This window comes from Microbulbifer mixtoriginis (SeqCode), assembly GCF_052467235.1.
In genome coordinates this window covers 424,312-436,976 of the sequence record NZ_CP174305.1, presented here as the reverse complement: position 1 = coordinate 436,976, position 12,665 = coordinate 424,312, and the positions used below count along the sequence as shown (strand labels likewise).

Sequence of the window (12,665 nt, the reverse complement as noted above, 5' to 3'; positions counted from 1 at the left end):
CTGGGAAAGCTGCCGATTAATTTATTAATTCTTTCCCCTGTTACTGTGGCGTTTTCCAGGAGTTCACGTAATCCTCAAACTCTATCGCCTGGGCATCCGGCAGTATATCCCATGGGGTGCGGCTATCGATCATTACCGCCACTTCATCGGTTGCCTTGCGAGCATGTTTTACGCCGGTGGTAAATGCCTTTGGGTGGGGCCCGTGGGTGAATCCCATGGGGTGCAATGTGAGCATGCCGGGGTGAATATTATCCCGGCTGAAAAAATTGCCGCGGTGGTAAAAGATAAGCTCATCGTAATCGTCATTACTGTGAAAAAACGGCACTTTTAGAGCGCCGGGATCACTCTCAATGGGGCGCGGCACAAAAGTGGCTACGACAAAGCCCGGGCCCACAAAGGTGGTGTGCGCAGAGGGGGGTAGATGGTAGCGATGACTCATTACTGGGCGAATATCTCTCCAGTTGATTCTTACTGCGAGGTTGTCACCGGTCCAACCAGTGGCATCTAGAGGGTTAAATGGGTAAGTGATCTTGGAGAGTTGTTGGCGTGCCTTCACCACTACCTGCCACTGGGTGTCTCCCTGTTGGGCGAGAAAGGCTTCGTCGATGCTCGGCACATCCAGGATTGCCTCGTCAAAGATAGCATTGGGGCCGAGAATCCCCTTCTCTGGGAGCTGGAAATGCCCACCGCTTGCCTCGATCAGCAGTAATTCCAGGGGCTCGTTTTCGGTGGGGGAGAGTCTCCACATGGTCCCGCGCGGTAGGAGTATATAGTCACCATCGCGGATACTCAGCCGGCCAAAATCACAGAACAGCTTTCCACTGCCGTTATGGACGAAGAGAAGTTGGTCGCCATCGGCATTGCGTATTAAATGGTCCATGGGTTCCCGGCAAATCCACAGGCCCACCAGGCTATTTTCATTGCGCAGAAGGGGTTTCTGGTCCCAGGGGCTATCGCCTGAATGTTGCAGTTTGGTGCTGTCGAAGGCGTGTGGTCGCAGTGGGCCTGTGAATTGGCTCCAGCCTGTGGGGGGGTGGCTATGGTAGAAATGCGTACAGGGGCCAAAAAAGCCCTCCTTGCCCATTTCCCTCTCAAAGGTATTGGCCGGGAAATCTGCATGGGCCTGTCGGCTGGTCTTCCCTTCAACGCGGGGAAAGCGAATCCACTTGTTCATGGGCGGCCTCGCATCTTGCTCGCAGGGCGGCTGGCGGAACATTGATCAACTCGATGGACTGCCACGCATGTTTTTTGCGTTTAACGGGCAGACTGGTAACAAAAATGGCGCTGAAAACCCTATACTGTGCGACCAATTTTGTCCGGTGCTCCAGGATGTTGCTGCGCAACATTCGTGCGCGCAGTGGTTACAATTGAAACCAATGTTAGTTAAATTGGACATCTGGTACAACCGGGGTTCGAAGATAGGCAGGTGTGAGAGCAGCCATGACCAATGACCACAATTCGCCGGATGCGGCGGTAAAGCAGGATGAGTTGCGCCTGGAGAAGTTCTTGCCATATCGCCTTTCGGTGCTCTCGAACCGCGTGAGTAACGCCATCTCTCAAGCGTATGGTGCGCGCTTCCATCTCACCATTCCCGCCTGGCGGGTGATGGCCATTCTCGGGCGCTTTCCCGATCTTTCCGCCGCTGAGCTGGTGGAGCAGACAGCCATGGATAAAGTGGCCATTAGCCGCGCTGTTTCCTCTCTACTTAAGAATGATTACATCACTCGCAGTGAAGACCCTGCGGATCGCCGTCGTCAGGTGTTGAACCTGTCTGAGCTGGGGAGTGAGGTGTATGCGCGCATAGTGCCGCTCGCGCAGCAGTATGAAAATGATTTGATTGCCTCGCTCTCCTCTGAGGAGCGGGAGCAACTGGATGGCATTATCGAAAAACTGATGGTTCGCGCTAAGGAGTGGTCCGAGCGCGGCTTGATAGACCAATAAATAGGATAAATAAAGGAGTTTTCAAATGTTTGAGCATTTAAGCAGCCTACCGCCAGACCCAATTCTCGGCCTGCTGGCCAGCTACCGTGCGGATGAAAACCCCAGCAAAATTGACCTTGGGGTAGGGGTCTACAAGGATGAGGCCGGCCACACTGCCGTTTTACAGGCGGTAAAAGAGGCAGAGACTCGCTTACTGCAAAGCGAAGAAACCAAAGCCTATATTGGCCCTGCGGGTACCCCAGGGTTCAATTCGGTGATGCAGGAGCTGATCCTGGGCGCTGGCCATCCGGCCATGATTGGAGGCCGAGTGCGCTCAGCGCAAACCCCCGGTGGATGTGGAGCCCTGCGCGCTCTGGCAGAGCTGATCAATCGCGCCAAGGCCGGGGCCACGGTTTGGGTGAGCGATCCTACCTGGGCAAACCATGTTCCCCTTCTTGGTAACGCTGGCCTCAACATCAAGAGTTACCCTTATTACGATCGCGCTACCAGCAGCCTGCAGTTCGACAAAATGGTGGAGAGCCTAAAGAACGTGGGTGAGGGTGATGTGGTTCTGTTCCACGCCTGCTGCCACAACCCCTGCGGTGCGGATCTTTCTCGCGAGCAGTGGAAAGTACTGGCAGAAATGGCGCAAAAACAGGGCTTCACCCCGTTTATTGATATGGCCTACCAGGGCTTTGGCGAAAGCTTGGAAGACGATGCCTATGGTCTACGCCTGATGGCTGAATCTGTGCCCGAGATGTTAGTGGCAGCCTCCTGTTCTAAAAACTTCGGCCTCTACCGTGAGCGTGTAGGCCTGGCGATGGTGATCTATGCCAACGGTGAGAGCGCTGATAAAGGCCATAGCCAGATGCTGAGTGCCATTCGTGGGAACTATTCCATGCCACCTTCCCACGGTGCAGCGATTGTGGAATCTATCCTTACAGATGCAGGCCTTAAAGCGAACTGGGAAGCGGAATTGACCGAGATGCGTGAACGTATCAACGGGCTACGCGCCGGTTTGGTAGAAGGCTTGGCCGCTGCCGGAGCTGCTGGTGATTTCGGCTTTATCCGCCAGCAGAAAGGCATGTTCTCCTTCCTGGGCATTAGTCCAGAGCAGGTGCAGCAGCTGCAGAAGGACTATTCCATCTATATGGTGGACTCCAGCCGCATCAGTATTGCCGGTTTGAGCTCCAACAATATGGAATACTTCTGCAAGGCAGTTGCCAGCGTGCTGTAAATTCGGCACATTTGGGGGTGAGCGTATTGCTCACCCTTAAGTTTTACCCAAAGAAGTAAGAGTGAAAGATGGAAGTTGAGCTAGGAGTCCCAGTGTCTGAATCCCCCACCCAAATCTGGACCCCGCAGAGCTGGCGAAACTTCACCGCACACCAACAGCCCAAATACACCTCTACCGATGATGTTGCCCAGATTGCCAAACAGTTAGCTGGCCACCCACCTTTGGTATTTGCTGCCGAAGCGCGTGAGCTGCGCCGCCAATTGGCCCAGGTAGCGGAGGGTAAGGCGTTTTTGTTACAGGGCGGTGACTGCGCCGAATCTTTTGCCGATTTCAACGCAAACCGCATTCGCGATACGTTTAAAGTGCTGCTGCAAATGGCTGTAGTACTGACGTTTGCAGGTAATTTACCCGTAGTAAAAGTGGCTCGGATGGCCGGCCAGTATGCCAAGCCCCGATCTGCCGATACTGAAACGATTAATGGTGTTGAGCTGCCAAGTTACCGTGGAGATATTATCAACGGTATCGACTTTACTGCGGAAGCTCGCCAGCCAGACCCTCAGCGTATGGTCACCGCTTATAACCAGTCGGCGGCGACTCTCAACCTGCTGCGCGCCTTCGCCCAGGGCGGCCTGGCTGATTTACACCAGGTGCATGGTTGGAACCTGAGCTTTCTTAAGAACAATCCGCAGCGTGAAAAATACGCACTCTTAGCCGAACGCCTGCAAGAAGCGCTGGAATTTATGGCGGTGTGTGGCGTTACCTCAGAAAATACTCCCGCAATTCGAGAGACGGTGCTTTACACCTCGCACGAAGCACTATTACTGGAATACGAGCAGGCGCTCACTCGCACCGATAGCCTTACCGGTAAATGGTATGACTGTTCTGCGCATATGCTCTGGATTGGTGAGCGAACTCGCCAGCTGGATGGTGCCCATGTGGAATTCCTCTCCGGGGTTTGCAATCCTATCGGCGTAAAAGTCGGCCCCAATATGCAGCCTGATGAGTTGCTGCGCTTGATTGATAAACTCAACCCTGAGAACGAAGCTGGCCGCCTTACCTTAATTACCCGTATGGGAGCCGATATCCTCGCCGATAAGCTGCCCGCACTGGTACGTGCAGTGCAGGCAGAGGGGCGCTCTGTGGTCTGGAGTACCGACCCCATGCATGGCAACACGGTAAAAGCTGGCAATGGCTACAAAACCCGCGATTTCGATAAAGTTTTACGAGAGATCCGCGACTTCTTCTCGGTACATTGGTCCGAAGGCAGTCACCCCGGCGGTATTCACCTGGAAATGACCGGTGAACATGTTACCGAGTGCACTGGTGGCGCCTGGAAAATTTCCGAAGCGGATCTTGCCAGCTGCTATCGCACCCAATGCGACCCAAGACTGAATGCCGACCAAGTGCTGGAGCTGGCTTTCTGCGTATCTGAATGGCTGCGTGCAGGGCGAATTGCCTAACGGCTTAATATAAATACTAATACATTAAAACCCCTTGCTCTGAGATCGTTAATTGGGCAAGGGGTTTTTCTTTACTGGAAATAAAGCTGAGGGTTAAGTGCGAGCTGATAGTTCCAGCGCTCAATCATTTCAAATGTGAAACCTACCTCCAATTCATGACCAAAACAGAACAGAGATTTCGATCGTCGTGACCGTTATTTTTGAGAAGTTGTGGGTTGGTGATGAAAGTCTAATGAAATCAACGGGTTGGATGCGGAAAGAAATCTGTGATAGTGGTCATGATGACCATTTTTCCATTTGTGAAGATAGTGCCAATTAATTGTATCTAGTTGATTTTTGAGGGGAAGTCAGAGCCATGGCGGGAATTTGCATCTGAAATAGTAATCAAGATAATAGTGGTCGTGATGATCACTATATAAATGTTATGTTTATACGAGGTTTTCGTGAAGAAAGAAAAAGAAATTCAATATCTAAATGGTCTTTTGAAAACCATGGATAGTCAAGCGGACGCTGATATCCGGGCTAAGTTAATACAATGGTTGTGCTTTATTGCGGGTTTTGCAGGTTATATCTCAGCATACTTTATGGCTAAGAATCTTACATTGGAGCCTAAGCATTGTGTGACTTTTAGTTTTGTTTCTGGTGTGCTGTTTTGTGTGGGCATATATGTGCGCGTGGTTAGGCAGTATAGCCCGGTAACGGTAAGCCACTTAAGTCGTGAGTCAATCGTTGCAAGGTTAAACGAAATAAAAACATAACAAGTGCAGGCAGCCGATGCAAAACCGCTATCGCGGTTTCACACAGCTGCTACGGGCGTTATGAGCATTCGCAAGGAAAATAAATGAAAGCAAAGTGGTGCTGTGAAGGAATGAAGCATTCCTACGAAGATCGTAAAGGAAGAACCATCTTTGCGTTTGCAATAGAAGATCCGAATAGCGAAAAAGCTTCACCCTTGTTCTGGCTGGGCTCTAGAGCTGTCGAGCAAGAGCATCTGGGAAAAATCAACTTCAAATCAGAATTCCCGGTAACCATGAGCACAAGAGTGCCAATTATTTATTGTCCGTGGTGTGGTGTAAATCTCGCAAAACATTACAGTAAATCATATGGCATGCTAGTAGATAGCAGCTTAGAAACAATTGGCTAATGTTATAGTGCATCATTCAATCGCAGGTGCTCATAACAAGTGCAGGCTGCCGATGCAAAACCGCTGTCGCGGTTTCACACAGCAGCTACAGGCGTTATGTTTAGGTACGAGCAATGGCAATACCGAAAAAGGGATCGAGGAAAATAGTTGTCAACACAGTGGAGTACCGTTGGATTGTGCGAAGCAAGCCTACATATAGTCAAGGTGCTTTCGGTGACGATATGACTGCGGCAGTTGAATTAGCTGAATCACCGGGACAAGTTTTATCTATTACTTTTCCTTGGATTCGTTGCGATAGTTGGATTGGAATCCCTGAAGTACCAGTAACTCCAAAAGATATCGAAGCGTCTATTACCGCTGCGCTTCAAATAGGTTGGCAACCCGAGAAAAAAGGCAGCGCATTTAAATATGTGCATGAAGCTAAAACATAACAAAGCCAGGCTAGGGAGCCACTCCGTGGCCCCCAGCTGGCGACGTTATGCCCCTTTCAAATATCGGAGAAAAAATGGCAAGAGGTGACTACAACACGATCATAAAAAACAAAATCTACATTGAATCAGAAAAAGAGTGGAATATTGAACTCCAGCAATCTGATATGGTTTGGTATGACCTAGTTGTTAATTCTCATGAAATTTTCCCTCTCAAAGAGCTATTCATAGAAAGGTTTAAAAAGCTAAACAAACAGGTAAAAGACAATTTAGAAAAGAGATTTGTCTATTTTATATGCAGCCGAAAGAAAGTTAGGTTCAGCCCTTCAAAAAAACCTAGATACTCGATTACAGGTAAAAAACTCTACTTATACTTAGAGGTTGGAAGAGATAAAAAGCCAGTTAAAATCACCTTGCCAGCCCCAAAGAAAAAATCTGACAAACCTAAAGTTGAAGTAACTGATAAATTTATCACCTTTACAGACAATATTGGTGACAAATACACCACACCCCTACATGATTTTTTACTTAACAACCAAATAGACATAGGTATAGAGACCATTGTTCATTATGTAGGAAAAACAAAATTGCCTGAGAAAAGACCTCTAAATGGCTCTCATACTGGCCTCAACAACATTCTTCACAATATCTCGAATGAAGAAAATGATATTTTTATTTTCTACAATCTGTTCAAGATCATGGTTTCTGCTAATAACAATGAATTCAAAGCAAACTTCATTGTTCCTAACTCAATGACAGATGAAATAAACGTAGAAAAAGAAGGTGACATATTAGAGAAGTCTTTAATTCTTCACTTTGCATCAGAAAACCAACTCAATAACCTAAATAAAGAGCTAGGTGAGCTAAGAAACAATCTTTCTCAAATAGCAAAAGAAAACAACATCAACAAAATAACAATGCGGTATGAAGTAGATGACACCAGTGAATATTATAAATTTGGCTCATCTGCAATAACACCTAAGCACAATCATACGTTCTCCTTCTCTACCATCAACGGAGTCTTGAAAAAGGAAAATCATGACAGTTCATACTAAAGACATAACAAATCAATCAACTACGCACCTTCGGTGCCGGACGCAGCAAAGCTGCGCCGGTTATTGAGGCGTTATGTGTAGATCATGAGACTGCTACTAATCGCAATTTTATCAGTGATTTTGTTTTTCCCTCTCTATTGGGCTTTACATCCATTTTTTGGCCCAAATTGGGGAGCTGGTATTTCTGCTTTTATGATGTACATTGGTTTTCCTACCTTATTCCTACTGAAGTGGGGTAAACGGAGCAGCCATCCTTTCATCAAGGCATGTAACTATGTACTAGCTACGATTGTGTTAGCTTTACTCGGCTGGGTCTTCTATGGGGTGCTTTTTAACAATGCCCCTTTACCCAACTCAATTGCGTTGGTGGGTGTCTACGGTTATCTGGCCTTCTATTTTTTAAAGAATGGATATATGCCTTATCAAGCTGAGGAGTTAGAGAAAGAGGTAAATGAGCAGCAAAACACATAACAAGCGGTTCAATTCGCTCCAGTCACAAAAAGCGTGGCTTCCGCTGGGACAGGCTAGGCGCTGCTTCGCCTGCCCATTAACCGGGCGTTAGAAGCACAATGAATATGCATCGAGTTAAAAGTATAGTTTTGGTCGCGTTCCTGCTTTCGCTGCTGGCATGCTCCGATTTATCAACGAGTTCACCTGATGAACAGCTGGCTCAAGATATTAAAGCCAACAGTTACTCGTTTTTAACATGGTATGACGGCTGGGGTGGCCATACAGTTTGGGGCATCGGTAAAGTCGGTGCATGTTTTACCTGTGGTAAGGTAATTTGCGGTACTATTAAAGTTGATTTTATAGTCACCTATGATTCGCACACGAGGTCTGCTGACAGCAAATACCCAAAAGATAAGGATTATGCAACAACATACAATTCCATGTTGCTATCTCATTTTAATAACCAAGAATTGGAGTGTGACTTTGAGTTTATACCCACAAATGACAGTTCAGCTTCTAACAAGTAGCTGCACCGGAAAAATTACTCGCTACGCTCGCATTTTTCCGGTGAGCTAGGCGTTATGTTTCCGAGCTACCAAAGAGGTAAAGATGGAAAGTTATTTATTGTTCTTGCTTATTGCTATAGCAACTGTCTTGAGCCCTGGTCCCGGTGTTATTCTGACACTTACCAATGCTATTCGATATGGTATGTCTGGAGCTATTGGTGGCATTCTGGGAATTGCATTCGGAACATTTATTGTTGCGGGAGTTTCTGCGACTAGTCTTGGAATACTATTGGCTACTTCAACAGTGGCTTTCAGTATTATGAAATTTATCGGGGCAGCCTACTTAATATATCTCGGTATCAAGCTATGGAAGTCACCAGCTGCAAAAATAGATCCCAAAGGTGTTGCAATAAAGAGTCGAAAACGGCAGTTTTCTGAAGGTTTAACTCTACAGCTTACAAACCCAAAAGCCGTTTTCTTTTTTATGTCCATATTTCCACAGTTTGTTGACTTTTCATCAAATCATGTAGGCCAGTTCGTACTTTTGGTGGTTACTTACAGTAGCCTTGTAGTCTTAATCCATTTGTTCTATGCGCATTTGGCTAAGTCTGCACGTAGCTGGCTTTCATCAGATAAAGGCGGTCGTATGGTTAATCGGCTGGGTGGCGGTACATTTATGTGTTTTGGTGTTGGTCTTGCGTCAGCTGGCAAGTAGCAACATAACCAGGCCATGCTGACGGACAGCTTACGTAACGCGCTTCGCGCTAAATACGTTTCAGCTGCCGCAGATGGCAACGTTATGTGTACTAGATCGCTACTTAAAATAGAGAGTGAATAGAAAAACATGAATATTGTTATCTTACTTTTATGTGTAGTTATCGTTCTTCAAATATTCATTCTTTTATCAATCAGAAAGTCGAGGCAGGTACAGGTTGCAACAACAACCGCAACGGCTTCTGAGCTGGGCAAAGCTTTCGACTGGGTGGACTCAGGCTTAGCCAATTCGCTTGAAAATTACAGGGGATATCATGAATAGCGATGAGTCTCTATCAGTTAGCAAAAAATACACATAACAAGTCAATCAACTTCGCTCCAGCTGCTACGCAGCTTCCGCCGGACAGCACACGCTTTGCGCGGTCTGCTGGTTATTGAGGGCGTTATGTGGTTACCGGAGTTTGAGAGATGATAATTAACAATTATGTACTGGTTAGAAGAGATAATGCCAATATTGGCTGTTTCAAAAAGAGTATTGAAATGCCATGCGTGCCTCCAATCGGAACCAAGGTCTTGTTTAACAAAGCTATAGGCAGTTTATCCTTCATAGTGGAAACGATCACTTATTCAGAGGACTCTGCGGAGTTTAGTTTGCATTTTGAGTTGGACGTTAGTGAAGAAGAAGTTCGCACAGAGCAGCCTTTAAATGACAGTCATTTCCCTAAGCGCCTTATAAAACTGGGTTTTGAGCTTGAGTGGCTTGAAGAGGGCTACGAAGATCTAATAACCACATAACAAATTGTTCAAGCAGGCAGCTAACGTTTGGCAATTTCGGTTTGGTTTGGTTTAGTGATTACGGTGGCTTTGTTTGAGTGTAGTGGTAGTTAGCTGCTACTTAACAAGGCGTTATGCAAAGGGAACACTGAGTAATGTCGGTAGCTGAAAGATTAGAAAAAGAGCTAGAGACCGCTCGAAATCGAACGAGATCAGATTTCCTGAGCTTTCATGAAAAAAGCAATGTTCTAGTAGTTTGCATCAATGAGTTAGTTGCAAGTCATCTTGATTTCATTAAGGGGAAAGATTGGAGGCAAGTCGATAATGGCGAGTACATTCACAAGTTAATCGTATCTTTTACTCGTTCTCACTTTCTGCTGTACGATCTAATACTGACCGGTGAATTGATCGATGCTGGTTTATTATTCAGAAAGCAAGTTGAGCTGTTTACGCGGCTCTGTGAACTCGAATCCGGGGCTGATCAGGTTGCACTGCTAAAAAAGACCCCCAATATAAAGCATATCGACATCGCTCTACGTAGGTTGTATTCCGATTATTCAGAAGTTGCGCATTCCTCCACGCTAGATAAGTTAGGGCTAATAGGAACTATTCAAGTCGATGAGAGCCTTTATACGCAGCATTTACCGAGTTTTGACGAAAATGCTTACGTTAACCTGCTACATCTATTCATGTTGGTCGCTGAGTATCATTACTGGATAGTCGACTCCTATTCTGAGTGGTTTTCCGAATACGACTCTACTCAAGACTGCAAGCTGTTTGCTAGGTGTGTAACAGCTTATGAAAGTATCTATATTCAAGACATTAAGTTCAGTAAAATCGGAGTGCGTGCATAACAAACGCATGCATTTGACCTCCGCTGCGCTGCGGCAAATGATGCGGGCGTTAACCCATATGAGCAAAATGGAAGATATAGAAGTTTATGTGAAGGGAAATGAAACAACGCAAGTGGTTTCATTCCTTAATGAAGAGATTGGTGCACTGTCCTACGATTGCGAAATCGATGAGGGACATACTTTATTCACGTGTAATAAGATTGCGGTTCTAATTAATACTGGCATTCAAGATGGTTATATATCAGTTAGTATCAAGGGTGCAGAAAAATGGAGTTCTGACGTTGAATTTGCTAGAAGGCTAGTGGAGGTTCTTGGGGTTACTGTTCGCTGTGACCCTGGTGTCGAGTTTCCTGAAATTTCGCCTTACTCAGATATTTTCGTTGAAATAAATGAGCAAGGGGAGAGTTTTCTTGAGTGGGGTTAACAAGGCAAAACACGCGACAAGCGCGTGTTTGCGACGTTAGGTGAATATGAGATCAATACTTTTAACTATTTTTTTAGCTCTTGCTTCACAAGCGACTGCTTGTGGTGAGTGTGATCTTGTAGATACTTTGAGCCGGATCTCTGAATTCAAAAATATTTCACGAGAGAAACTTTCGCTAGCCATTGACCAAGGAAAGTGGAATAAGTGGAAAAGCGCTTATGCGCTTTGCTACAAAGAAGAGTCTTCACAGTGTTACTTAATTATCTTCGGGGCAGGTGACCCGCATGTAACCGACATGAGTAAAATCGAGCATGCAAACCTCGGTAAATTAGGTGCACCAGGAACTAAGTATAAAAACGTAAAAACAACAGTAACTAAATGGTTTTATTCGGACAACAGGTTCTTTCAGTTAGAGCTAAAAACCGTTGCTTATAGAGATGGACAGAGACTTACAGTAACAGAACCTGTATTCGTAAAGAAGAATGGCGAACTTATTTATCGGTAAGTCACCTAACCAAGCCAGGCAGTACGCTCCGGCGCTGCGCGCCTCCGCAGGACGGCCTACGCTATGCACTGCGCGCATACACAGCGTAGGCCGCCTCTGCTGGCAACGTTAAGCATAAGCATGATTAAATATCTTTGGATTCTCATAGCATTTACTTTTTTGCTGTCAGCTTACAACTGGTACGAAGAAGGTTATTTCAGTTTTTTGGGCTTTTGCGTAGCAAACCTTGGCGCTGTAGCTACGCCAATATTGGCTACTCTGATCCTGCAAGGTGTTTCTAAATTATCAGGCTTGCCCGATCTACCATTCAAATTTTCGGCCGTCCTTTCTGTGGTCTTAAGCCTGGTTGCATATGCTTACTACGCCTTGAACGGTCGCGCTGAAAACTCAGGCACATCAGCCGCACAAATGCATGTTATCGTGGTACCAATAGTGCTCTTGTCTTTTACTCTGTTAACATCGTTAATGGCTTTGGTGACAAGCGTTGTATTTAAGCTGTCGGAGGGGAAAAATGCTTAACAAACACAGGCAGATTGCTCCGCCCCTTCGGGCCTGTGCGGGACGGCCTACGCTACGCTTCGGCCGCCCCTGCTGTGGGCGTTAGGTGTAAAAGTAGTATCAAATGAACAATGAAAAAAAGGCCCTTGAGGGCATCAAGCAATCTTCAGGCACTGAGCAAGGTGAGTACGGTATTGATGAGTTTGTCTCCCATCACTTGGAAGAGTTACCACCAAGTTATTGGGAAGAGCATATCGGTACGTCTAAGCCCACAAATGACGATGTAATAGGCTTGCTTGTCTTGCGTAGTAAATGGGACGAAGAGGAAGTCTATGATTTCACTCTACCTAACGAAGTCACAGACTACGTAGTTAGCGTTTCTTTTGATGAAGACGGTGTTATCGAAAGTATTTCTATGGAGAGCTAGTAATTACACCTAACAAGCGCAAGCAAGTTGCTACGGCCCTTTGGGCCTCCGCGGGACGCCCAACGCTATGCATCTTTTGTGCTGGTCGTTGCACTCCCATTTTTGCACAAAAGCTGCATAGCATTGGCCGCCCCTGTTGCGGGCGTTATGTGTAAACTAGTATGAAATTAATTTTTTCCCTCATGGCCCTCGTTTCGATGATGGCGACATCTTTCTTCTTAGGTATGAAGTGGGAAAAGTACCGAATTTTGGAGTCGGACAGCTTGGAG

The 12,665-nt window shown here is 46.4% G+C and carries 17 protein-coding genes; 16 read left to right on the top strand and 1 reads right to left on the bottom strand.

Annotated features, from left to right (window positions below; all coding sequences use genetic code 11):
- Nucleotides 1-40: 40 nt before the first annotated feature.
- Complete coding sequence (locus ACJJIO_RS01835) at nt 41-1,174, bottom strand: homogentisate 1,2-dioxygenase (protein WP_444909976.1); 1,134 nt, start codon at nt 1,172-1,174, stop codon at nt 41-43.
- 266 nt (nt 1,175-1,440) lie between these two features.
- Here ACJJIO_RS01835 and ACJJIO_RS01830 point away from each other — a divergent pair, with 266 nt between their 5' ends.
- The 16 genes from ACJJIO_RS01830 (at nt 1,441) to ACJJIO_RS01755 (ending at nt 12,396) form a co-directional block, all read left to right on the top strand.
- On the top strand, nt 1,441-1,941 hold the full coding sequence (locus tag ACJJIO_RS01830) for a MarR family winged helix-turn-helix transcriptional regulator (protein WP_252085438.1): 501 nt from the start codon (nt 1,441-1,443) through the stop codon (nt 1,939-1,941).
- A gap of 25 nt (nt 1,942-1,966) precedes the next feature.
- Nucleotides 1,967-3,157: an amino acid aminotransferase gene (locus tag ACJJIO_RS01825; RefSeq protein WP_444885375.1), complete on the top strand. Its 1,191-nt coding sequence runs from the start codon at nt 1,967-1,969 to the stop codon at nt 3,155-3,157.
- A gap of 68 nt (nt 3,158-3,225) precedes the next feature.
- Nucleotides 3,226-4,617, top strand: a complete 1,392-nt coding sequence (locus ACJJIO_RS01820) for a class II 3-deoxy-7-phosphoheptulonate synthase (protein ID WP_444909975.1) — start codon at nt 3,226-3,228, stop codon at nt 4,615-4,617.
- A gap of 443 nt (nt 4,618-5,060) precedes the next feature.
- Nucleotides 5,061-5,375, top strand: a complete 315-nt coding sequence (locus ACJJIO_RS01815; RefSeq protein ID WP_444909974.1) for a hypothetical protein — start codon at nt 5,061-5,063, stop codon at nt 5,373-5,375.
- Between the two features lie 83 nt (nt 5,376-5,458).
- Nucleotides 5,459-5,761 carry a hypothetical protein gene (locus ACJJIO_RS01810; RefSeq protein ID WP_444909973.1) on the top strand — a complete coding sequence of 101 codons (303 nt, stop codon included), beginning with the start codon at nt 5,459-5,461 and terminating at the stop codon, nt 5,759-5,761.
- Between the two features lie 113 nt (nt 5,762-5,874).
- On the top strand, nt 5,875-6,192 hold the full coding sequence (locus ACJJIO_RS01805; RefSeq protein WP_444909972.1) for a hypothetical protein: 318 nt from the start codon (nt 5,875-5,877) through the stop codon (nt 6,190-6,192).
- A 47-nt stretch (nt 6,193-6,239) separates the two neighbouring features.
- On the top strand, nt 6,240-7,244 hold the full coding sequence (locus ACJJIO_RS01800) for a hypothetical protein (protein ID WP_444909971.1): 1,005 nt from the start codon (nt 6,240-6,242) through the stop codon (nt 7,242-7,244).
- An 84-nt stretch (nt 7,245-7,328) separates the two neighbouring features.
- Nucleotides 7,329-7,715, top strand: a complete 387-nt coding sequence (locus ACJJIO_RS01795; RefSeq protein WP_444909970.1) for a hypothetical protein — start codon at nt 7,329-7,331, stop codon at nt 7,713-7,715.
- Nucleotides 7,716-7,813: 98 nt separating this feature from the next.
- A complete protein-coding gene (locus ACJJIO_RS01790) occupies nt 7,814-8,221 on the top strand; it encodes a hypothetical protein (protein WP_444909969.1) in 408 nt (135 codons plus the stop codon).
- An 82-nt stretch (nt 8,222-8,303) separates the two neighbouring features.
- The gene (locus tag ACJJIO_RS01785) at nt 8,304-8,915 is read left to right on the top strand and encodes a LysE family translocator (protein WP_444909968.1); all 612 of its coding nucleotides are present in this window, start codon (nt 8,304-8,306) and stop codon (nt 8,913-8,915) included.
- 467 nt (nt 8,916-9,382) lie between these two features.
- Nucleotides 9,383-9,709, top strand: a complete 327-nt coding sequence (locus ACJJIO_RS01780) for a hypothetical protein (RefSeq protein WP_444909967.1) — start codon at nt 9,383-9,385, stop codon at nt 9,707-9,709.
- Nucleotides 9,710-9,843: 134 nt separating this feature from the next.
- Nucleotides 9,844-10,542 carry a hypothetical protein gene (locus ACJJIO_RS01775; protein ID WP_444909966.1) on the top strand — a complete coding sequence of 233 codons (699 nt, stop codon included), beginning with the start codon at nt 9,844-9,846 and terminating at the stop codon, nt 10,540-10,542.
- The gene (locus ACJJIO_RS01770; protein WP_444909965.1) at nt 10,535-10,966 is read left to right on the top strand and encodes a hypothetical protein; all 432 of its coding nucleotides are present in this window, start codon (nt 10,535-10,537) and stop codon (nt 10,964-10,966) included. Before ACJJIO_RS01775 ends, ACJJIO_RS01770 begins: the two co-directional genes overlap by 8 nt.
- A gap of 46 nt (nt 10,967-11,012) precedes the next feature.
- Nucleotides 11,013-11,471, top strand: coding sequence for a hypothetical protein (locus ACJJIO_RS01765; protein WP_444909964.1), 459 nt, complete (start codon nt 11,013-11,015; stop codon nt 11,469-11,471).
- Between the two features lie 120 nt (nt 11,472-11,591).
- Entirely contained in the window at nt 11,592-11,990 is a 399-nt protein-coding gene (locus ACJJIO_RS01760; RefSeq protein WP_444909436.1) for a hypothetical protein, read from the top strand.
- 103 nt (nt 11,991-12,093) lie between these two features.
- Nucleotides 12,094-12,396: a DUF2004 domain-containing protein gene (locus ACJJIO_RS01755; RefSeq protein ID WP_252082824.1), complete on the top strand. Its 303-nt coding sequence runs from the start codon at nt 12,094-12,096 to the stop codon at nt 12,394-12,396.
- Nucleotides 12,397-12,665: the final 269 nt, after the last annotated feature.

What these genes read in the sequence shown, in the direction of transcription:
- ACJJIO_RS01795 (WP_444909970.1), top strand. Translation starts at nt 7,329, where the DNA reads ATGAGACTGCTACTAATCGCAATTTTATCAGTGATTTTGTTTTTCCCT.
- ACJJIO_RS01830 (WP_252085438.1), top strand. Translation starts at nt 1,441, where the DNA reads ATGACCAATGACCACAATTCGCCGGATGCGGCGGTAAAGCAGGATGAG.
- ACJJIO_RS01785 (WP_444909968.1), top strand. Translation starts at nt 8,304, where the DNA reads ATGGAAAGTTATTTATTGTTCTTGCTTATTGCTATAGCAACTGTCTTG.
- ACJJIO_RS01780 (WP_444909967.1), top strand. Translation starts at nt 9,383, where the DNA reads ATGATAATTAACAATTATGTACTGGTTAGAAGAGATAATGCCAATATT.
- ACJJIO_RS01835 (WP_444909976.1), bottom strand. Translation starts at nt 1,174, where the DNA reads ATGAACAAGTGGATTCGCTTTCCCCGCGTTGAAGGGAAGACCAGCCGA.
- ACJJIO_RS01775 (WP_444909966.1), top strand. Translation starts at nt 9,844, where the DNA reads ATGTCGGTAGCTGAAAGATTAGAAAAAGAGCTAGAGACCGCTCGAAAT.
- ACJJIO_RS01755 (WP_252082824.1), top strand. Translation starts at nt 12,094, where the DNA reads ATGAACAATGAAAAAAAGGCCCTTGAGGGCATCAAGCAATCTTCAGGC.
- ACJJIO_RS01810 (WP_444909973.1), top strand. Translation starts at nt 5,459, where the DNA reads ATGAAAGCAAAGTGGTGCTGTGAAGGAATGAAGCATTCCTACGAAGAT.
- ACJJIO_RS01790 (WP_444909969.1), top strand. Translation starts at nt 7,814, where the DNA reads ATGAATATGCATCGAGTTAAAAGTATAGTTTTGGTCGCGTTCCTGCTT.
- ACJJIO_RS01760 (WP_444909436.1), top strand. Translation starts at nt 11,592, where the DNA reads ATGATTAAATATCTTTGGATTCTCATAGCATTTACTTTTTTGCTGTCA.
- ACJJIO_RS01800 (WP_444909971.1), top strand. Translation starts at nt 6,240, where the DNA reads ATGCCCCTTTCAAATATCGGAGAAAAAATGGCAAGAGGTGACTACAAC.
- ACJJIO_RS01805 (WP_444909972.1), top strand. Translation starts at nt 5,875, where the DNA reads ATGGCAATACCGAAAAAGGGATCGAGGAAAATAGTTGTCAACACAGTG.
- ACJJIO_RS01825 (WP_444885375.1), top strand. Translation starts at nt 1,967, where the DNA reads ATGTTTGAGCATTTAAGCAGCCTACCGCCAGACCCAATTCTCGGCCTG.
- ACJJIO_RS01765 (WP_444909964.1), top strand. Translation starts at nt 11,013, where the DNA reads ATGAGATCAATACTTTTAACTATTTTTTTAGCTCTTGCTTCACAAGCG.
- ACJJIO_RS01820 (WP_444909975.1), top strand. Translation starts at nt 3,226, where the DNA reads ATGGAAGTTGAGCTAGGAGTCCCAGTGTCTGAATCCCCCACCCAAATC.